This is a genomic window from Coprococcus ammoniilyticus, assembly GCF_025567345.1.
Taxonomy (GTDB): domain Bacteria; phylum Bacillota; class Clostridia; order Lachnospirales; family Lachnospiraceae; genus Coprococcus; species Coprococcus ammoniilyticus.
In genome coordinates, this window is the sequence record NZ_JAOQJS010000002.1 from 167,984 (window position 1) to 188,387 (window position 20,404).

Below are 20,404 nucleotides of genomic sequence, written 5' to 3' on the forward strand. Positions count from 1 at the left end.
AAATAGAATGGATTTCGCTTTAGACAAGAAGTATGAAATGGCGCAGAACTTATTCAGAGAATTTGCGCAGAATGAAGTAAAGCCTCTTGCTCAGGAAATTGATGAAAATCACAGATTCCCTAGAGAGACAGTAGAGAAGATGGCAAAGTATGGTTTCTTAGGAATACCTGTTTCTAAGGAAGATGGTGGACAGGGTTGTGATCCTTTAACATATGTTATGTGTGTTGAGGAACTTTCAAAGGTTTGTGGTACTACTGGTGTTATTGTTTCCGCACATACATCTCTGTGTGTAGATCCAATCCAGACATACGGTACACCAGATCAGAAAGCTAAGTACCTCCCAGATCTTGCTTCCGGTAGAAAGCTTGGCGCATTTGGTCTTACAGAGCCGGGTGCTGGTACAGATGCACAGGGTCAGCAGACAAAGGCTGTTCTTGATGGTGATGAGTGGGTTCTTAACGGATCTAAGTGTTTCATTACAAATGGTAAAGAAGCAGATGTATATATTATCATTGCAGTTACAGGTACAATTGAAAAACGTGGTAGAAAGCAGAAAGAGATTTCAGCATTTATCGTAGAAAAAGGCACTCCGGGATTTACATTCGGAACAAAAGAAAACAAGATGGGTATCTGTGGTTCATCCACATATGAACTTATCTTCACAGATTGTCGTATTCCTAAGGATGCACTTCTCGGACAGAAGGGCAAGGGATTTGGTATTGCAATGCATACACTTGATGGTGGTCGTATTGGTATCGCAGCTCAGGCTCTTGGTATTGCTGAGGGTGCTCTTGATATCACAATCGACTATGTTAAGGAAAGAAAGCAGTTTGGTCGTTCAATCGCTCAGTTCCAGAATACTCAGTTTGTACTTGCTGATCTTGCAACAAAGGTTGAAGCAGCTAAGTTACTGGTATACAAGGCAGCTAAGAAGAAAGAACAGTACCAGGCTGATCACAAGACTTCATACTCTGTAGAAGCTGCTATGGCTAAGCTGTATGCGGCAGAAGTAGCTATGGAAGTAACAACAAAGTGTGTACAGTTACACGGTGGTTATGGTTATATCAAAGAGTATGATGTAGAACGTATGATGCGTGATGCTAAGATTACAGAAATCTACGAAGGAACTTCAGAAGTTCAGCGTATGGTTATTTCTGCAAACTTATTAAAATAATTAGGAGGTACTTAACGTGAAGGTTATAGTTTGTATAAAGCAGGTACCTGATACAAAGGGTGGCGTTCAGTTTAACCCAGATGGTACATTAAACAGAGGAGCAATGCTTACAATCATGAACCCTGATGATAAGGCAGGTCTTGAAGCTGCACTTAGATTAAAGGATCAGTATGGAGCAGAAGTTACAGTTCTTACAATGGGTCTTCCAAAGGCTGCAGATGTTCTTCAGGAAGCAATCGCTATGGGCGCTGACAAGGGCGTTCTTGTAACAGATCGTGTTCTTGGTGGAGCTGATACATGGGCTACATCAACAACAATCGCTGGAGCACTCAGAAAGCTTGATTATGATCTTATTATTACAGGTCGTCAGGCTATCGATGGAGATACAGCTCAGGTTGGACCACAGATCGCTGAACATCTTGGAATTCCAGTTATTTCATATGCACAGGAGATCAAGGTTGACGGAGATTCCGTAATCGTTAAGCGTCAGTATGATGATGGATATCATATGTTAAAGGCTAAGATGCCTTGCCTTGTAACAGCACTTTCAGAGTTAAATGAGCCTAGATACATGACTCCAGGTGGAATCTTCGATGCAGTTAATGCAGAGATCACAACACTTGGCAGAGCAGACCTTGTAGATGTTGATGATTCAAACCTTGGTCTGAAAGGTTCACCAACAAAGATTGCAAAGGCTTCTGATAAGGTAAGAAAGGGTGCAGGCGAGAAGGTTGTACCTGATTCTCCAGATGAAGCAGTTAGCTATATTGTTGGCAAGTTAAAAGATAAGCATGTAATCTAATATAGTAAAGGAAAAGTGGTGAATAAAATGGGCGCAATGAACGCAGAAGATATGAAGAACTACAAAGGCGTATTTGTCTTTGCACAGCAGGTAGATAATAAGTTAAGTGGTATTTCATTTGAATTGATCGGTGAAGGAAAGAGACTTGCAGATAAGCTTAATGAAAAGGTTACAGCAGTCCTGATCGGTTTCGACGTAAAGGGTCTTGTAGACGAACTTGCAGAGTACGGTGCAGACAGAGTTATCGTTGTTGATGATCCAGAATTAAAAGAATACAGAACTGAGCCATATGCACATGCACTTGCTTCAGTTATCAATGAGTACAAGCCAGAGATCGTTTTAGTTGGTGCTACGGCTATTGGTCGTGATCTTGGTCCTACAGTATCAGCAAGAGTAGCTACAGGTCTTACAGCAGACTGTACATTACTTGAAATCGGTGATTTCCCTCTTGTTGCACTTCCAAATCAGGAGCAGAAGCACAATCAGCTTCTTATGACACGTCCTGCATTCGGTGGTAACACAATCGCTACAATCGCATGTCCTGATAATCGTCCTCAGATGGCAACAGTACGTCCGGGCGTTATGCAGAAGCTTGACAGAGTAGCTGGCAAGAAGGCAGAAGTGATCGAGTACAATCCTGGATTTACTCCAAACAACAAGTATGTTGAGATCCTTGAAATCTCAAAGGCTGTTTCAGATATCAAAGATATCATGGACGCTAAGATCCTTGTTTCAGGTGGTCGTGGTGTTGGTTCAGCAGAGAACTTCAAGCTTCTTGATGATCTTGCAGAAGTACTTGGCGGACAGGTATCATGCTCACGTGCAGTTGTAGATTCAGGCTGGAAGCCAAAGGAGCTTCAGGTTGGTCAGACTGGTAAGACAGTTCGTCCACAGGTATACTTCGCAATTGGTATTTCAGGTGCGATCCAGCATGTAGCCGGTATGGAAGAGTCAGATATCATCATCGCTATCAACAAGGATGAGGATGCTCCTATCTTTGATGTAGCTGATTATGGTGTTGTTGGAGATCTGAACAAGATCGTTCCTGCTCTTACAGAAGCAATCAAGGCTGAGCTTGCTAACAAGTAATTCAGTTTATAATTGAAAATGAACATTTCGAACTGCTGGGTTTTATACCCGGCAGTTTGTGTGTAAATGAGCCGACAGGCGAGATGGGGCATGAAAGAACATGAGAATGTTCTTTCACGCACAAAAGGGTGTGCCCTATTACATATTTTTCTGTTGAAACAATAAAAACAATGCTGTATGATAAATACTGTTGTGAAAAAGACAAATGACAGTTAGATAAAAGAAGAATAAGGTTGAAGAGACAAATGAGTAAGTATGAAAAACAGGAAGAATTGAAACGAGAAGAACTAAGCCAGGAAGAGCAGCTGTTAAAAACAGAAGCTGACAACACAAAATTGACAGACGACAGTAAGAATGTAAAAATGACAGATGCGTGTGAAGAAAGCAGAACAGAAAATACTGCCGGAGAAAATAAGATGGGAACCATGCCAATGGGGAAGCTATTGATTTCAGTATCACTTCCAATGGTAATTTCAATGTTGGTACAGGCACTTTATAATGTAGTCGACAGTGTATTTGTATCGCATTTTGATCAGGATGCACTGACGGCAGTATCGACGATATTTCCGTTACAGAATCTTATGATCGGGGTGACCTCCGGTCTCGGTGTCGGTTTTAATGCATTGATCTCCAAATCCCTTGGTGAAAAAAATCAGAAAAAAGCAAATGATGCAGCCAGGCAGGGAATCTTTCTGGAACTTATTGGATATGCAATTTTCTTATTGATCGGTTTATTTGGTATCGAAGCATTTATGAAGAGTCAGACGGATGTTGCAAAGATCATTGATTATGGAGTAGATTATGGACGTATCTGTTGTATCTGTTCCTTTGGTATCTTTGCACAGATGACATTTGAACGTATGTTACAGTCGACAGGTCGGACGCTTTACACAATGAAGACACAGGCACTTGGAGCTATTATCAATATTATACTTGATCCGATTATGATCTTTGGATATTTTGGACTTCCGGCAATGGGTGCTGCAGGTGCGGCAATAGCAACGGTTATCGGACAGTGTATTGCGGCATTACTTGCAATCTATTATAATCTGAAAAAGAATCCGGATATCCAGTTATCATTGAAAGGCTTCCGTCCGGAAGGTGATGTGATCGGAAGGATTCTTTCCATTGCAGTTCCTTCTATTGCGATGGTTGCGGTAGGCTCGGTAATGACATATGGATTTAACCGTATTCTATTTACATTTACGCCGATCGCAGTTTCAGTGTTTGGTATTTTCTATAAAGTACAGAGCATGGCATTTATGCCGGTTTTTGGTCTAAATAATGGTATGATCCCGATAGTATCATATAATTACGGAGCAAAACAGCCGGATCGAATGCTCAAAGCTGTTAAATATACAATGATGGCTGCAATCTGTTTCATGCTGTTATGTCTGACTGCGATGCAGGTGATTCCGGACCTGATTCTTAAGGTATTTGATGCACAGGAGGATATGATGGCGATTGGTATTCCGGCACTTCGTACGATGAGTATTTCATTCCTGTTTGCAGGAATCTGTATTGTATGCTCCGGTATGTTCCAGGCACTTGGTAAAGGTGTGTACAGTCTGATCGTATCCCTTGCCAGACAGTTGATCGTTCTGCTTCCGGTTGCCTATGCATTTGCAAAATTTACGCGTAATCTGGAACTGGTATGGTTGTCCTTCCCGATTGCGGAGGTTGTCAGTGTTATTCTTTCGATCGCTATGGCGTTACAGACAAAAAAGAAGATTATCGATCCTTTAAAGAATTCTGTGAAAACAGTATAGGTATAAGCAGAACATTTGTCATAAAATGGCATATTCTATAAAATAGCAGAATGTTTCATAAAGGATCAATATAAAACGACGGTTCGGGATATAGCTATGGTACATAAAGAATCAGAAAGAAGGAAATGAAATGAGTGATTTGATCTATCTCGATCATGCAGCAACGACGGCAGTTCATCCGGACGTTTTAAAAGAAATGCTGCCATATTTTACCGATAGATTCGGAAATCCATCCAGTGTTTATGGATTTGCGGCAAATAATAAAAATAAACTGACAGAGGCAAGAGAGACGATAGCCGGAGCACTTGGTGCAAAGCCGGAAGAGATTTATTTTACAGCCGGTGGTTCTGAGTCTGATAACTGGGCATTAAAATGTACGGCAGAAGCCTATGGAGTACATGGGGGACATATCATTACAACAAAAATCGAGCATCATGCTATCCTGCATACCTGCAAGTATCTGCAGAATAGAGGGTATGATGTAACTTATCTGGATGTAGATGAAAATGGATTGGTTGATCTGAATACACTTGAGGCGGCCATCCGGCCGGATACTTTTTTGATCTCGATCATGTTTGCAAATAATGAGATTGGAACGATTGAACCAATAAAAGAGATCGGAGAGATCGCACACAGACACGGTATTTTGTTTCATACGGATGCAGTTCAGGCATTTGGACAGATCCCGATTCACGTAGATGGAATGAATATTGATATGTTAAGTGCGAGCGGACATAAGTTTAACGGGCCAAAGGGAATTGGTTTTTTATATATCAAAAAAGGCTTAAAGTTAAAGAGCTTTATTCATGGTGGCCAGCAGGAGCGAGGACGCAGAGCCGGTACAGAAAATGTACCTGGAATCGTAGGTATTGCAAAAGCGTGTGAGATCGCAATGGCAGAAATGGAAGAACGGATGAAAAAGGAGACGGAGCTCAGAGATTATCTGATCGAACGGATATTGAAGGAGATCCCGTATACCAGACTGAATGGACATTCAAAGAAACGACTGCCAAATAATGTCAATATCAGCTTTCAGTTCGTGGAGGGAGAATCCATTCTGATCATGCTAGATATGGCGGGTATCTGTGCATCCAGCGGCTCTGCCTGCACATCGGGTTCGGTTGATCCTTCTCATGTGCTGCTTGCGATCGGACTTCCGCAAGAGATCGCACATGGTTCACTGAGACTAACCATTGGATATGAGAATACGAAAGAAGAAATGGATACGGTTGTCGATAATCTGAAACGGATCATTACAAATCTACGTAATATGTCACCGTTATATGAGGATTATGTCAAGAAAAATCATATACAGTAAGATTGTTAAAAATGAAAGATCAGATTCGGTCGGAGTGAATATAAGAATGCAATTGTGAAATGTGTGAGATAAAACGCCCCAAGTGTGAAGGAGAATGATATGTACAGTGATAAAGTGATCGATCATTTCCAGAATCCAAGAAATGTCGGTGAGATTGAGGATGCCTCCGGTGTCGGTACGGTTGGAAATGCTAAATGCGGGGATATGATGCGGTTGTATTTGAAAATTAATGAGGAGCAGGTGATCATAGACTGCAAATTTAAGACCTATGGATGTGGAGCTGCAGTAGCATCCAGTTCCATGGCAACGGAGATGATTAAAGGAAAAACAGTTGCCGAGGCAATGAAGCTTACAAATAAAGCGGTTATGGAAGCATTGGATGGACTTCCGCCGGAAAAAGAACATTGTTCTTTGCTTGCAGAAGAAACACTGCATGCAGCTTTGTGGGACTATGCAGAAAAGCATGGAATCAAGATTCAGGGACTTGTAAGGCCGGTACAGGATATTGAAGACCGGATGGTGAGAGAACTGGAAGATTAAACAGTATTTGGATACTTGACAGCCGGAGAAATCCGGTTCTATACTGCAAGCAGGAATTGCAGGAAGGAAGATAAGATGGATAAAAAGACAGTATGTGTCGGTATGTCAGGAGGCGTGGATTCTTCTGTAGCCGCATATCTTTTAAAAGAACAGGGATATAACGTGATCGGTGTGACCATGCAGATCTGGCAGGATGAGGATGCAGATCAGATCAGTGAGCATGGCGGTTGCTGTGGCTTGTCGGCGGTAGATGATGCGAGAAGAGTAGCTGCACAGCTTGAGATTCCTTATTATGTAATGAACTTTAAAGAAGATTTTCGAAAATACGTCATTGACTATTTTGTAGATGAATACCGGAATGGAAGGACTCCGAATCCATGTATCGCATGTAATCGGTATGTAAAATGGGAGTCGCTGTTAAGGAGGTCGTTAAGTATCGGTGGAGACTACATTGCTACCGGACACTATGCAAGAGTGGAACAGCTTCCAAATGGCAGATATACCTTACGCGTGGCAAAAGGAATCGAGAAGGATCAGACCTATGCACTTTATAATCTGACACAGGATCAGTTATCAAAGACGTTGATGCCGGTTGGAGAATATAATAAGACACAGATTCGGCAGATTGCCGCAGATATCGGTATCCAGGTAGCAAATAAACCGGACAGTCAGGATATCTGTTTTGTACTGGATGGTGATTATGCCGGATATCTGGAACGGGAAGAGGGCTTAAAGGCAGTACCGGGAAATTTTGTAGATATGAATGGAAAAGTCCTTGGTACACATAAAGGTATAATTCATTATACAATCGGACAACGGAAGGGACTTGGACTTGCGATGGGACACCCGGTATTTGTTGTGGATATTATCCCGGAGACAAATGAAGTGGTGATCGGAGAAAATGCAGATACATTTTCAAAAGAGCTGATTGCAGATAAAACGAACTTTATGTCTGTCGAGCATCCGGAAGATGGTATGCAGGTGATCGGAAAGATCCGGTATGCACATAAGGGTGTGCCATGCAGAATTTATATGTTGGATGATGCCAGGGTTCGTGTTGTATTTGACGAACCGGTCCGGGCAGCGACCAAAGGACAGGCGGTTGTTTTTTACGAAAATGACTATATCGTCGGAGGCGGCACAATAAAAGAGATCATACGATAGGAATAAAAATGACGCTGGTGTGGATGCTATTATTTAAAAAATTATTATTGTTCTGCCACATACTCACCTATTATTACGCAAGACACTTCCGTTCTAGTACTCTTATAATTTATGAAATACAGGCTTCATCTGTTCAAAGGTGCAGTAATAGCGGAAACCTGTGGCGGTCAGGATGTCTCTGGCATAGGTTTCAAAGTCATAGCCGATGTATTTTGGAATATGTGCATCGCTTCCGACAGTGATGATCTCACCACCTAACTCCTTGTAGAGTTTAAGAATAGACGGATGAGGATGTGCATAAGTCATGTTTTTATATAGGCTTCCGGTATTGATCTCGATGCCCTTCCCATGTTCGATGATTGTTTTCAGAATTGCTTCAAAGACATCTGCATAATCAGAAAAGCGGAAGGCTGATTCGCCGGATGGACAATAACGGACGGCATAGTCCAGATGACCGTATATGGAATAATTATCAAAGGTTTGCACATTTGCAAGAATGGATTCAAAATATTCCAGCAGTGCTTCTTTTTCCGAACGTCCTTCATAGTAAGCGGGATAGTAGGGATCCTTGCCATATACAAGATGAGAAGAACCTATAATAAAGTCAAAATCATGATATTTATCTGTGTAGGCAATGATCTTGTCTGCGATATGAGACATCAGGCCGAGTTCGACACCGAGACGGATCGTAAGTTTATTCTTGTACTGTTCCTGCAACTTTCTTACAGCAGAAATATACCGGTCTGTATCTAACAGAAAGGTATGACCTTCCTCGTCTTTTGGATAATCAATATCATGATGATCTGTAATACAGATTTCAGACATGCCGAGGTGCAGTGCCTGTTCAACAATATCTGTAAGTTCTGTTTCAGAATCATCGGAAAATTCGGAATGTAAATGATGATCGCAAAGCTTCATATGTAAAAACCTCCTGTTGGATGTTAACGTTGTGAAAATTGATATTATTATAGCACGTCAGGAAATAAAACACACCTGCAGGAACGGAAAAAATAGTGAATAAAAACAGAAGATAAGAAAAAATCTTACAAAAGAAGTATATATCGGCAACACAAGAATCATGTGTGAAATATTTCGAAAAAAGGGTTAAATGGTTGAAATAAATATGAAAATATCATAAAAAGTTGATTCTTTGTACATTTTGCAATATAGTGTTTGTTTATTTTTGCGTGAATTGGACAATTTTTTTTTGAGAAAGACTTGAAATTTACACACAAATTAGGTATGATTTTGTTGTGTGAATAGCACGATTAATTACTGCGCTTTGCAGTATATTATAAATACTTTTATTATTCAAAACTTAGGAGGAATAAAAAATGGCAGTAAAAGTAGCAATCAATGGTTTTGGACGTATTGGTCGTCTCGCATTCAGACAGATGTTCGGAGCAGAAGGATATGAAGTTGTTGCAATCAACGATTTAACAAAGCCTTCAATGCTTGCAGATCTTCTCAAGTACGATACAGCACAGGGTGGTTACTGTGGTAAGATTGGTGAGAACCTTCATACAGTTTCAGCTGATGATGAGGCTAACACAATCACAGTTGATGGTAAGACACTTACAATCTACAAGGAAGCAGATGCAAACAATCTTCCTTGGGGTAAGATTGGTGTTGACGTAGTTCTTGAGTGTACTGGTTTCTACTGCTCAAAGGAAAAGTCAATGGCTCATATCAATGCAGGTGCTAAGAAGGTTGTTATCTCAGCTCCAGCAGGAAATGATCTTAAGACTATCGTATTCTCAGTTAACCAGGATACATTAACAGCAGAGGATCAGATCATCTCAGCTGCTTCATGTACAACAAACTGTCTTGCACCAATGGCTAAAGCTCTTAATGATTATGCTCCAATCCAGTCAGGTATCATGTCAACAATCCACGCTTACACAGGCGATCAGATGATTCTTGATGGACCACACAGAAAGGGCGACTTAAGAAGAGCAAGAGCAGGTGCTGCTAATATCGTTCCTAACTCAACAGGTGCTGCTAAGGCTATCGGTCTTGTTATCCCAGAGTTAAATGGTAAGTTAATCGGATCAGCTCAGAGAGTTCCAGTTCCAACAGGTTCAACAACAATCCTTACAGCAGTTGTTAAGGGTGCTGACGTAACAGTTGATGGAATCAACGCTGCAATGAAGGCTGCTGCATCAGAGTCATTCGGTTACAACACAGATCCTATCGTTTCATCAGATGTAATCGGTATGAGATATGGTTCATTATTTGATTCAACTCAGACAATGGTATCAAAGATCGCTGATGACTTATATGAGGTTCAGGTTGTATCATGGTATGATAATGAGAACTCATACACAAGCCAGATGGTTAGAACAATTAAGTACTTCGCAGAGTTAGCATAATTGACTGACAAATTGTAGTAATTAATTTGACCTTACAAGGGGTCCGGTCTTCATGGACCGGGCCCTATATTTCTTTTACAGAGATGTATTTGCGTTCTGTAACAAATATGAAGATAAAAGTATAAAAATCAGGAGGTTTAATAGTAATGTCATTAAACAAAAAATCAGTAGATGATATTAATGTAAAGGGACAGCGTGTCCTTTGCAGATGTGACTTTAATGTACCATTAAAGGAAGGTAAGATTACAGACGAGAACCGTCTTGTAGCAGCACTTCCTACAATCAAGAAATTAATTGCTGATGGTGGAAAGGTTATTCTTTGCTCACACCTTGGCAAGGTTAAGACAGAAGAAGATAAGAAGACAAAGACTCTTGCACCGGTTGCGGTAAGACTTTCAGAGCTTCTTGGACAGGAAGTTAAGTTTGTTGCTGAGCCTGAAGTTGTTGGACCAAAGGTAAGAGAAGCTGTAGCAGCTATGAAAGATGGCGAAGTTATCTTACTTGAGAACACACGTTTCAGACCGGAAGAGACAAAGAACGGTGAAGCATTCTCTAAGGATCTTGCTTCTATCTGTGATGTATTTGTAAATGATGCATTTGGTACAGCTCACAGAGCTCACTGCTCAAATGTAGGTGTTGCAGGTCTTGTTGATACAGCGGTTGTTGGATACTTAATGCAGAAGGAAATCGACTTCCTTGGAAATGCAGTAGAGAATCCGGTAAGACCATTCGTAGCTATCCTTGGTGGAGCAAAAGTTGCAGACAAGTTAAATGTTATCTCTAACTTACTTGAGAAGTGCGATACACTGATCATCGGTGGTGGTATGGCGTATACATTCTTAAAGGCAAAGGGATATGAGATCGGTAAGTCATTAGTTGACGAATCTAAGATCGACTATTGTAAGGAAATGATGGAAAAAGCTGAGAAGCTTGGTAAGAAGTTATTACTTCCGGTTGATTCCGTTATGATCGACGATTTCCCTAATCCAATCGATGCTCCGGTTGAGACAGAGATCTTTGATGCAGACAAGATGTCAGCAGACAAAGAGGGCTGTGATATCGGACCTAAGACAATCAAATTATATGCAGATGCTGTTAAGACAGCTAAGACAGTTGTATGGAACGGACCTATGGGTGTATTCGAGAATCCTACACTTGCTGCTGGTACAAAGGCTGTAGCTGCTGCTCTTGCTGAGACAGATGCTACAACTATCATCGGTGGTGGTGATTCTGCTGCTGCTGTTAACCAGTTAGGATATGGTTCTAAGATGAGCCACATCTCAACAGGTGGTGGAGCTTCCCTTGAATTCTTAGAGGGTAAGGAACTTCCAGGTGTTGCTGCTGCAAACGACAAATAAATTATGTACATGCTCCATCTGACTCGGATGGAAGAATATACAGATAATGAAAATAATATTTTCAAGGAGATAAAAGACATGTCAAGAAAGAAAATCATCGCTGGTAACTGGAAGATGAACATGACTCCAAGCCAGGCTGTAAAATTATGTGAAGAGTTAAAGCCATTAGTTGCAAATGACGACGTAGATGTTGTATACTGCGTACCTGCAATTGATATTGTACCTGTAGTAGAGGCTGTTAAGGGCACAAATGTAGAAGTTGGTGCTGAGAACATGTACTTCGAAGAAAAGGGTGCATACACAGGTGAGATTTCAGCAGAAATGTTAGTTGATGCCGGTGTTAAGTATGTCATCATCGGACATTCAGAGCGTCGTGACTACTTCAAAGAGTGTGACTGTCTCTTAAATAAGAAAGTTAAGAAGGCATTTGAAGCAGGTCTTACACCTATCCTTTGCTGTGGTGAGTCATTAGAGCAGAGAGAAATGGGTATCACACTTGACTTCATCCGTCTTCAGATCAAGAGTGATCTGAAAGATATCACAGCAGATCAGGTTAAGAACATGGTAATCGCCTATGAGCCAATCTGGGCTATCGGAACAGGCAAGACTGCTACATCCGATCAGGCACAGGAAGTATGTAAGGCAATCCGTGACTGCATCGCTGAAGTATATGATACAGACACAGCAGAAGCTGTAAGAATCCAGTATGGTGGATCTATGAACGCTGGTAATGCAGCAGAGCTTCTTGCAAAGCCTGACATTGATGGTGGACTTGTGGGTGGTGCTTCACTTAAGGCTGACTTTGGAAAGATCGTAAACTACAATAAGTAATTTTAATACCAGATTTCATATAGAATCTGTAAAATCAGGAAAATGATCTGGTAAAAAAGATACCGTGAGGGATCGGGTGGCCAATAATATGACTGCCTGGTGTCCACGGTATTTTTTGTTATTCTATTATTCATACGAAATGAATAGATTTGTGGGATTTTTTTGTACATTTACGAAAAGTATACTTCGTTGACGATTATGTATAACTGTGATATAATTCAAACGATTTTTGAACAAATACGCAGAAAAGGAATTGACTATGGAATATTTAAAGACATTCTGGAGCAGAAGATATCTGCTTGCGGAACTGGTAAAAAAAGGTATTAAGTTAAAGTACAGGCGTTCATATCTTGGAATCTTATGGTCTTTGCTGGAGCCTATTTTGACAACGATCGTATTGACGATCGTATTTGGAACGTTATTTGATAACAGCAATAAAACTTTCCCAGTTTATATTTTGAGTGGTCGTCTGTTATATTCATTTTTCAGCAGCGGAACAAAAGCCTGTGCAAAATCGATACGGTCAAATGCAGGTATGATCAAGAAAGTATATGTTCCGAAGTATCTGTATCCGATGTCTTCCGTATTATTTAACTATATTATATTTTTGATTTCGTTGATTGTTATGATCCCATTGATGGTATTTTGTCATGTGAAGCCAACCTGGTCATTATTACTGGTTATCTTTCCGCTTATTCTGCTTCTGATGATCACATTTGGAGTAGGCATGGTACTTGCGACGGTTACGGTATTCTTCCGTGATATGGAATATTTGTGGGATGTTGTATTGATGATCATTATGTATACATGTGCGATTTTCTATTATCCACAGAGATTATTAAAGAGTGGATTTAGCTGGCTGTTAAAATATAATCCGTTATATTGCGTCATCCATAATTTTAGAGCATGTTTTCTGGGTGACCCGTTAAACTGGAATTATATGTTATATGCGTTCGTTTTCTCTGTTTTTGCAATCTTGATCGGAACGTATACATTCTATAAGAAACAGGACGAATTTATTCTTCATATTTAAGGAGACAGACATGGGCAAGGAAGCATTGATCGTTGATGATGTAAGCATGAAGTTCAACCTGAGCAGTGAAAAGGTTGACAATATTAAAGAGTATATAATTAAATCAATAAAACGACAGATCAGTTATGATGAATTCTGGTCATTAAAGCATGTCAGCTTTTCATTGGACAAGGGTGACAGGCTGGGAATCCTCGGCTTAAATGGTGCAGGAAAGAGCACCCTTTTAAAGGTTATTTCCGGTGTATATAAGCCAACAGAAGGACATGTGATCAAGCATGGAAAGGTTGTTCCGTTGCTGGAATTAGGAGCAGGCTTTGACGCACAGTATACTGGAAAGGAAAATATTTTTTTGTATGGTACAGTGCTCGGATATTCCAAGAGTTATCTGGAAGAAAAGTATGATGAGATCGTTGAGTTTTCGGAACTTGGACGTTTTATTGATGTCCCAATCAAGAATTATTCATCTGGTATGAAATCAAAATTGGGATTTTCAATTGCAACGATTGCAAATCCGGATATTCTGATTCTGGATGAAGTATTATCCGTGGGTGATGCCAGATTTAAGAAGAAGAGTGAAGCGAAGATCATGCAGCTTATGGAAGGCGGAACAACAGTATTATTTGTTTCGCATTCTCTGGAACAGGTACGACGGATCTGTAATAAAGCAATGATTCTGGATCATGGAACATTGAAATCCATTGGCGATATTGATACAATATCAGAGGAATATACGAAAATGATCGCGATTCCTGCTAAGCCAAAGAAGAAAAAAGCAGATGCTGGAAAAAAGGCTTCTGAAAAAAAGGCAGATGAGGAAAAGGCTGCTGATAAGAAAGAAAAATAATTAAAAGGAGAAAAATAATGAGTAAAAAACCTGTAGTTTTAATGGTACTTGATGGTTATGGAATTAGTGACAAGACAGAAGGCAATGCAATCGCACTGGCAAATACACCTGTTATGGATCAGATTAAGGCTGAATATCCTTATGTAAAGGGTGCTGCTTCCGGTCTTGCAGTTGGACTTCCGGATGGACAGATGGGTAACTCAGAAGTTGGTCATATGAATATCGGTGCAGGAAGAATTATATATCAGGAATTAACAAGAATTACAAAGTCCATTCAGGATGGCGATTTCTTTGAGAATGCAGAGATGTTAGAAGCAATCGAGAACTGTAAGAAGAACAATTCCGATCTTCATGTATGGGGACTATTATCCAGTGGTGGTGTACACAGCCATAATACACATCTGTATGCAATTCTTGAGTTATGTAAGAAACATAATTTTGAAAATGTATATGTTCATCCATTCTTCGATGGCAGAGATACAGCTCCAGCATCAGGAAAGGGCTTCTTAGAGGAACTGATCGCAGAGATGAAGAAGATTGGTGTAGGTAAGGTTGCATCCCTTTCCGGTCGTTATTATGCTATGGATCGTGATAACAGATGGGATCGAGTTGAGCTTGCATATAAGTCACTTGTAACAGGTGAGGGTGTACAAGCAGAAGATCCTGTTGCTGCAGTACAGGCATCTTATGACAAGGAAGTATATGATGAGTTTATCCTTCCTACCGTTATTACAGAGAATGGTAAGCCGGTATCACTTGTAAAGCCGAATGATTCCGTTATTTTCTTTAACTTCAGACCAGACAGAGCAAGAGAGATTACCAGAGCATTCTGCTGTGACGATTTTGACGGATTCAACAGACCAGACGGAAGATTTCCATTGGTATATGTATGCTTCAAAGATTATGATGAGTCTATACCAAACAAGATCGTTGCATTCAAGAAAGAAGAAATCGACAATACATTTGGTGAGTACCTTGCAGCGCATGGTAAGACACAGGTTCGTCTTGCAGAGACAGAGAAGTATGCACATGTTACGTTCTTCTTTAATGGAGGCGTAGAAGAACCAAATAAGAACGAAGACAGAATCCTTGTTAAGTCCCCTGCGGTTGCAACATATGATCTCCAGCCTGAAATGAGTGCTCCGGAAGTATGTGAGAAGCTGGTAGATGCTATCGGTTCTGATAAATACGATGTGATCATTATTAACTTTGCAAATCCTGATATGGTAGGTCATACAGGCGTGATCCCTGCAGCGATCAAGGCAGTTGAGACTGTTGATGCCTGCGTAGGAAAGGCAGTAGAGGCAGTTAAGAAGGCAGATGGTGTATTATTTATCTGTGCAGACCACGGTAATGCTGAGCAGATGATCAATTATGAAACTGGTGAACCACATACAGCCCACACAACAAATCCGGTACCATTCGTACTTGTAAATTATGATGAGGGCTATGGTTTAAGAGAAGGTGGATGTCTTGCAGATATCGCTCCAACACTTCTTGAGATCATGGAACTTCCACAGCCTAAGGAAATGACAGGTAAATCACTTCTTATCAAGAAATAATGAAAGAAGGACAGACAAATGAAGAAATTTTTTCAGGAGTTTAAAGAATTTGCATTAAAGGGAAATGTTCTGGATATGGCGATCGGTGTTATCATCGGTGGTGCTTTTTCAGGACTGGTAACTTCACTGACAGACTGTTTTATCAATCCACTCATTGGATGTATCGGTGGTGCCGAAGTACAGGGCAAGATTCATTTGCTGGGAGACCAGTATATTGATTATGGCTCGTTCATTACAGCAGTGATCAACTTCATCATCATGGCATTTATCATTTTCCTTCTGATGAAAGGGATTAAAAAGCTGTTATCTCTTGGAAAGAAAGAGGAAGTTGCGGCACCTTTAACAAGAAAATGTCCATATTGTTATGGTGACATTGATGTTAAGGCTACAAAATGTATGTATTGTACATCTGACGTAGAGCCAACTGTAAAAGCAGAAGAATAAAAAGAACGATGTTTTGTGTTATATGGACACAGAACGGAGTAACAATATAAAAACAAATAAAAAATACCTGCCGGAGAAGCATAGTTACAGATGCTTTATCCGGCAGGTATTTTTTATAAGATGAATACTTTGGAAAAAAGTGTGAATACTATAAAAGAATAAAAATTGCCAATAATTGTACGGATAGAAAGGCAGAATGGAGAATCACATGAACAGATTGGAAATTATTGAAATTAAAGCGAGAGAAATACTTGATTCCAGAGGAAATCCTACAGTTGAGACCGATGTTACGCTGGCATGTGGATGCAAGGGTAGGGCAATGGTTCCGTCCGGTGCATCCACCGGACAATACGAAGCGCATGAGCTTCGGGATGAAGAAAAACGTTACATGGGGCAGGGGGTTTACGGAGCCTGCAACAATGTAAATAACAGAATTGCAGATAAACTGATCGGAATGGATGTAACAAGACAGATTGATATTGACCGTATTATGATCGAGGCAGATGGAACTGAGAATAAGACACGATATGGTGCAAATGCCATGCTGAGTGTATCCCTTGCCTGTGCCAAGGCGGCTTCGCTGGCACTTGGAATGCCGCTTTACCGGTATCTTGGCGGAGTAAATGCAAAGCGTCTTCCGGTTCCGATGATGAATATATTAAATGGTGGAAAGCATGCGGATAATACTGTTGATTTTCAGGAGTTTATGATTGCTCCGGTAGGTGCAGAATCCTTTAAGGAGGCAATGGAGATCGCCTGTGAGATTTATCATACGCTGAAGATTGAATTGAATGTCAGAAATTTGAGCACAGGAGTTGGAGATGAAGGTGGATTTGCACCGAATCTTGCAACCACATATGAAGTACTGGATCTGTTAGTAGAGGCAATCGCAAAGGCCGGGTATAATCCGGGAGTCGATGTACAGATCGCAATGGATGCGGCAGCATCGGAATTATATGATGTAGCTTCTGACCGATATGTCTTTCCGGGAGAATCCCGGATGACCGGAAAGGAAATCCGAAGAAATTCAGAGGAGATGGTCCAGTTCTATGAGGATCTGGTGACAAGATATCCGATTTATTCAATCGAAGACGGACTGGATGAGAATGATATGAATGGCTGGAAGGTTTTGACCTACCGGCTTGGAAATCGTATCCAGTTAGTTGGAGATGATCTCTTTGTTACAAATAAAAAACGACTGAAAAACGGAATTGAAGATGGAATTGCAAATTCAATCCTGGTAAAGGTGAACCAGATCGGAACTCTGACAGAGGCAATGGATGCTGTGGAAACGGCTCATAAAGCCGGATATTCGTCGGTGATTTCCCATCGGTCCGGGGAAACAGAGGATACATTTATTGCGGATCTGGCTGTGGCTATGAATTGCGGACAGATCAAGACCGGAGCACCAGCCAGAAGCGAACGTACAGCGAAATACAACCAGCTTCTACGGATTGAAGAGGAGCTTGGCAAAAATTCCATATACGGAATGGAATGATCACCAATTAAGAACGAACAGGAAGCCGGGCGGTAAAATCGTCCGGTAATTCTGTTTTATAGGCGGCATAGACAGCAGTGTTATATAAGCGCGTTGCTTTGATATCCTGTTCAAATAGTAAACGGCCGGCATCGGAAAGGAAACGGATGCCATCTGCCGGCTTTGTAAAGACAGGAAGGTCACTGTTTCTCTTAATCTGACGAATCACATCGGATCCGGATCGGTTCAACGCAAGAATATGTCCATAGTGATTCCAACCGCTTTCTTTATACATGGACATAGTATTCTTCCGGATGTCCAGAATAAAATGCAGCAATGCACGGTTGATCCTTGTCTGGGTAAGATCTTTGGATTTTAAGGATTCAGCAATTGCAGCATATGACTGCAGAAGTTTTGTTTTCTTCAGTTTGTTATAGAGTCCCTCTGTCATATCGACGGTATCGGGAGCATCGTTCTGCATAATCAGACAGTACTGCAGAATAGATGTTAAGTGATCTTCAAAAATCGGATAGGTATGCAGATAGTCTGTCTTTAACAGGTCGGCAGAAGCGGTTGGAAGAACCTGGTAAAAGGTTTTAAATAATGCATCCGGTTCTGAGATATGGGCCAGACAGGTTTCCTGTAATAAATGGCGGATCGCGGAAGCTGAACAGATCGATCCCGTGATATCCTCACTGTTATATCCTGCGGAGGTTCTTTTTATGATATATGGTTTTATAGAGGAATGTGTTTTCTTCAGCGCTGAGAGATATTCGACTGCAAGGATGTTGTTTGGTTCCTTCAGAAGATCAGCACCGGCAGGGCAACAGCTCTTTATGGCATCTGCCCGTGCTGACGGATAGGACATTCCTTCTGCCAGATTTTTTTTCAGACATGCGGAAAATGAGGCTGGTTCATCGATCAGAATTTCAGCTACAGATTCCAGAAGAGACAGATCATCACATTCCGCACCAAAAACCAGATAATCTACAGTGTTCAGTTTGTTCAGAAGGTCGACACCCGCATAAGCAAAATCCCTTGCACTTGCTGTTGCATAGACAACCGGAAGCTCAAATACCGCATCGACTCCGGAGGCAACAGCCATTTCGGCACGCATAAATTTGTTGCAGACAGCAGGAAGTCCTCTTTGAAGAAAATTACCGCTCATAACAGAAATAATATGGGAACAGTCAAGTTCGGAACGGGTCTGTTCGATCTGGTAGCGATGTCCATTGTGAAATGGATTATATTCTGTAATGATACCTGCAGTCAGCATAAAAATTCCTCCTGAAATAAAATATATTTTCTAAATTATATTTTATATTTTTTCTTCTGTAAAGTATGATATAATTGGAATGTGCATGAAGGTAGGGCGTTGTCCCTGTGGTTTTGATGCACTTTTTTATTGCGTTTTTCAAAATGATGTACAATATTTTACACATAGCAGATAGTAAGATATAGAAAAAGGCTGTTAGAAATGAAAAATATCCGTAAGATCATAGATTAAGGATTGACATTTCGATAAAAGTTGAGTAGTATAATAACAGGAATCGAACATTTGTTTATGGAGGTAGTTTGAAAGATGATTAAAGATGATGATAAGAAGAAAGCGCTGGATGCAGCATTAGCACAGATTGAGAAGCAGTATGGTAAGGGATCCGTTATGAAGCTTGGTGATTCTTCTGCCAATATGAATATAGAAGTAATACCAACAGGATCATTAAGCCTTGATATTGCACTTGGACTTGGTGGAGTTCCGAGAGGAAGAATTATAGAAGTATTCGGACCTGAGTCCAGTGGTAAGACAACAGTTGCATTACATATTGTTGCAGAGATACAGAAACGTGGCGGTATTGCAGGCTTTATCGATGCAGAACATGCATTGGATCCTGTATATGCGAAGAATATCGGTGTCAATATTGATGACCTCTATATCTCGCAACCGGATTGCGGTGAACAGGCACTTGAGATCACAGAGACAATGGTGCGCTCCGGTGCAGTAGATGTGATCATTGTCGATTCGGTTGCAGCCCTTGTTCCAAAGGCAGAAATCGATGGTGAGATGGGAGATTCTCATATGGGGCTTCATGCAAGACTGATGTCACAGGCACTACGTAAGCTGACTGCAGTCGTAAGCAAAACAAATTGTGTTGTAATATTCATCAATCAGCTTCGTGAGAAAGTTGGTGTTGTATTTGGTAATCCGGAAGTAACAACCGGTGGACGTGCATTGAAGTTCTATGCATCTGTTCGTATGGATGTCAGAAGAATTGATACCCTGAAGATGGGTGGAGAGATCGTTGGTAACCGTACCAGAGTAAAGGTTGTGAAGAACAAGGTTGCACCTCCATTCAAAGAGGCTGAATTTGATATTATGTTTGGTAAAGGTATTTCCCGTGAAGGAGATATCCTGGATCTGGCAGTAGCAAATGATATTGTAGATAAATCCGGTGCATGGTATGCATATATGGGAGATAAGATTGGACAGGGACGTGAGAATGCAAAGGCATTTCTTGCAGAGAATCCGGCTATCTGTGCCGAGATCGATGAGAAGATCCGTGAGAAGCTTGGCTTAGTTGAAACTGAGGATGCAGAGGGAACAGAAACAGAATAAGTAGAAGGTGCCT

Annotated in this window: 18 protein-coding genes; 16 read left to right on the top strand and 2 right to left on the bottom strand. The window is 40.9% G+C overall.

The features are described from left to right. Positions 1–7 precede the first annotated feature (7 nt). From OCV60_RS03210 to mnmA, 7 genes are all read left to right on the top strand, one after another. Entirely contained in the window at positions 8–1,174 is a 1,167-nt protein-coding gene (locus OCV60_RS03210; RefSeq protein WP_008400712.1) for an acyl-CoA dehydrogenase, read from the top strand. Between the two features lie 16 nt (positions 1,175–1,190). Beyond that, positions 1,191–1,976, top strand: a complete 786-nt coding sequence (locus tag OCV60_RS03215) for an electron transfer flavoprotein subunit beta/FixA family protein (RefSeq protein ID WP_008400713.1) — start codon at positions 1,191–1,193, stop codon at positions 1,974–1,976. A 27-nt stretch (positions 1,977–2,003) separates the two neighbouring features. Further along, the gene (locus OCV60_RS03220) at positions 2,004–3,065 is read left to right on the top strand and encodes an electron transfer flavoprotein subunit alpha/FixB family protein (RefSeq protein ID WP_262529301.1); all 1,062 of its coding nucleotides are present in this window, start codon (positions 2,004–2,006) and stop codon (positions 3,063–3,065) included. A 362-nt stretch (positions 3,066–3,427) separates the two neighbouring features. Further along, positions 3,428–4,834, top strand: coding sequence for an MATE family efflux transporter (locus tag OCV60_RS03225; protein WP_416810449.1), 1,407 nt, complete (start codon positions 3,428–3,430; stop codon positions 4,832–4,834). 130 nt (positions 4,835–4,964) lie between these two features. Next, positions 4,965–6,152, top strand: a complete 1,188-nt coding sequence (nifS, locus tag OCV60_RS03230) for a cysteine desulfurase NifS (protein ID WP_262529303.1) — start codon at positions 4,965–4,967, stop codon at positions 6,150–6,152. Positions 6,153–6,251: 99 nt separating this feature from the next. Next, positions 6,252–6,692 carry a Fe-S cluster assembly scaffold protein NifU gene (gene nifU / locus OCV60_RS03235; protein WP_021943777.1) on the top strand — a complete coding sequence of 147 codons (441 nt, stop codon included), beginning with the start codon at positions 6,252–6,254 and terminating at the stop codon, positions 6,690–6,692. A 75-nt stretch (positions 6,693–6,767) separates the two neighbouring features. Further along, positions 6,768–7,856: a tRNA 2-thiouridine(34) synthase MnmA gene (gene mnmA / locus OCV60_RS03240; protein ID WP_021943778.1), complete on the top strand. Its 1,089-nt coding sequence runs from the start codon at positions 6,768–6,770 to the stop codon at positions 7,854–7,856. 102 nt (positions 7,857–7,958) lie between these two features. Here mnmA and OCV60_RS03245 read toward each other — a convergent pair whose 3' ends face one another. Then, positions 7,959–8,774: a histidinol-phosphatase HisJ family protein gene (locus OCV60_RS03245; RefSeq protein WP_117784902.1), complete on the bottom strand. Its 816-nt coding sequence runs from the start codon at positions 8,772–8,774 to the stop codon at positions 7,959–7,961. 416 nt (positions 8,775–9,190) lie between these two features. Between OCV60_RS03245 and gap the strand changes: the two genes are divergently transcribed. From gap to eno, 8 genes are all read left to right on the top strand, one after another. After that, positions 9,191–10,228, top strand: a complete 1,038-nt coding sequence (gene gap, locus OCV60_RS03250; protein ID WP_021943780.1) for a type I glyceraldehyde-3-phosphate dehydrogenase — start codon at positions 9,191–9,193, stop codon at positions 10,226–10,228. Between the two features lie 146 nt (positions 10,229–10,374). Continuing rightward, a complete protein-coding gene (locus OCV60_RS03255; RefSeq protein ID WP_008400723.1) occupies positions 10,375–11,586 on the top strand; it encodes a phosphoglycerate kinase in 1,212 nt (403 codons plus the stop codon). A gap of 78 nt (positions 11,587–11,664) precedes the next feature. After that, positions 11,665–12,417: a triose-phosphate isomerase gene (tpiA, locus tag OCV60_RS03260; protein WP_021943782.1), complete on the top strand. Its 753-nt coding sequence runs from the start codon at positions 11,665–11,667 to the stop codon at positions 12,415–12,417. A 259-nt stretch (positions 12,418–12,676) separates the two neighbouring features. Further along, positions 12,677–13,450 carry an ABC transporter permease gene (locus OCV60_RS03265; RefSeq protein WP_117784900.1) on the top strand — a complete coding sequence of 258 codons (774 nt, stop codon included), beginning with the start codon at positions 12,677–12,679 and terminating at the stop codon, positions 13,448–13,450. A 10-nt stretch (positions 13,451–13,460) separates the two neighbouring features. After that, positions 13,461–14,294 (top strand): ABC transporter ATP-binding protein, encoded by an 834-nt coding sequence (locus tag OCV60_RS03270; protein WP_117807624.1) that lies wholly within the window; start codon positions 13,461–13,463, stop codon positions 14,292–14,294. A gap of 17 nt (positions 14,295–14,311) precedes the next feature. Further along, a complete protein-coding gene (gpmI, locus tag OCV60_RS03275) occupies positions 14,312–15,856 on the top strand; it encodes a 2,3-bisphosphoglycerate-independent phosphoglycerate mutase (protein WP_262529306.1) in 1,545 nt (514 codons plus the stop codon). A gap of 18 nt (positions 15,857–15,874) precedes the next feature. After that, positions 15,875–16,300, top strand: a complete 426-nt coding sequence (gene mscL / locus OCV60_RS03280; protein WP_021943786.1) for a large conductance mechanosensitive channel protein MscL — start codon at positions 15,875–15,877, stop codon at positions 16,298–16,300. 208 nt (positions 16,301–16,508) lie between these two features. Further along, on the top strand, positions 16,509–17,798 hold the full coding sequence (eno, locus tag OCV60_RS03285) for a phosphopyruvate hydratase (RefSeq protein ID WP_262529307.1): 1,290 nt from the start codon (positions 16,509–16,511) through the stop codon (positions 17,796–17,798). Positions 17,799–17,805: 7 nt separating this feature from the next. Here the strand turns inward: eno and OCV60_RS03290 are convergent, their stop codons facing one another. Then, on the bottom strand, positions 17,806–19,053 hold the full coding sequence (locus OCV60_RS03290) for a tRNA(Met) cytidine acetate ligase (protein ID WP_262529308.1): 1,248 nt from the start codon (positions 19,051–19,053) through the stop codon (positions 17,806–17,808). A 306-nt stretch (positions 19,054–19,359) separates the two neighbouring features. On the opposite strand from OCV60_RS03290, the gene recA reads away from it, so the two are divergent. After that, positions 19,360–20,391: a recombinase RecA gene (gene recA / locus OCV60_RS03295; protein ID WP_117807620.1), complete on the top strand. Its 1,032-nt coding sequence runs from the start codon at positions 19,360–19,362 to the stop codon at positions 20,389–20,391. The last annotated feature ends 13 nt before the right edge of the window (positions 20,392–20,404 follow it).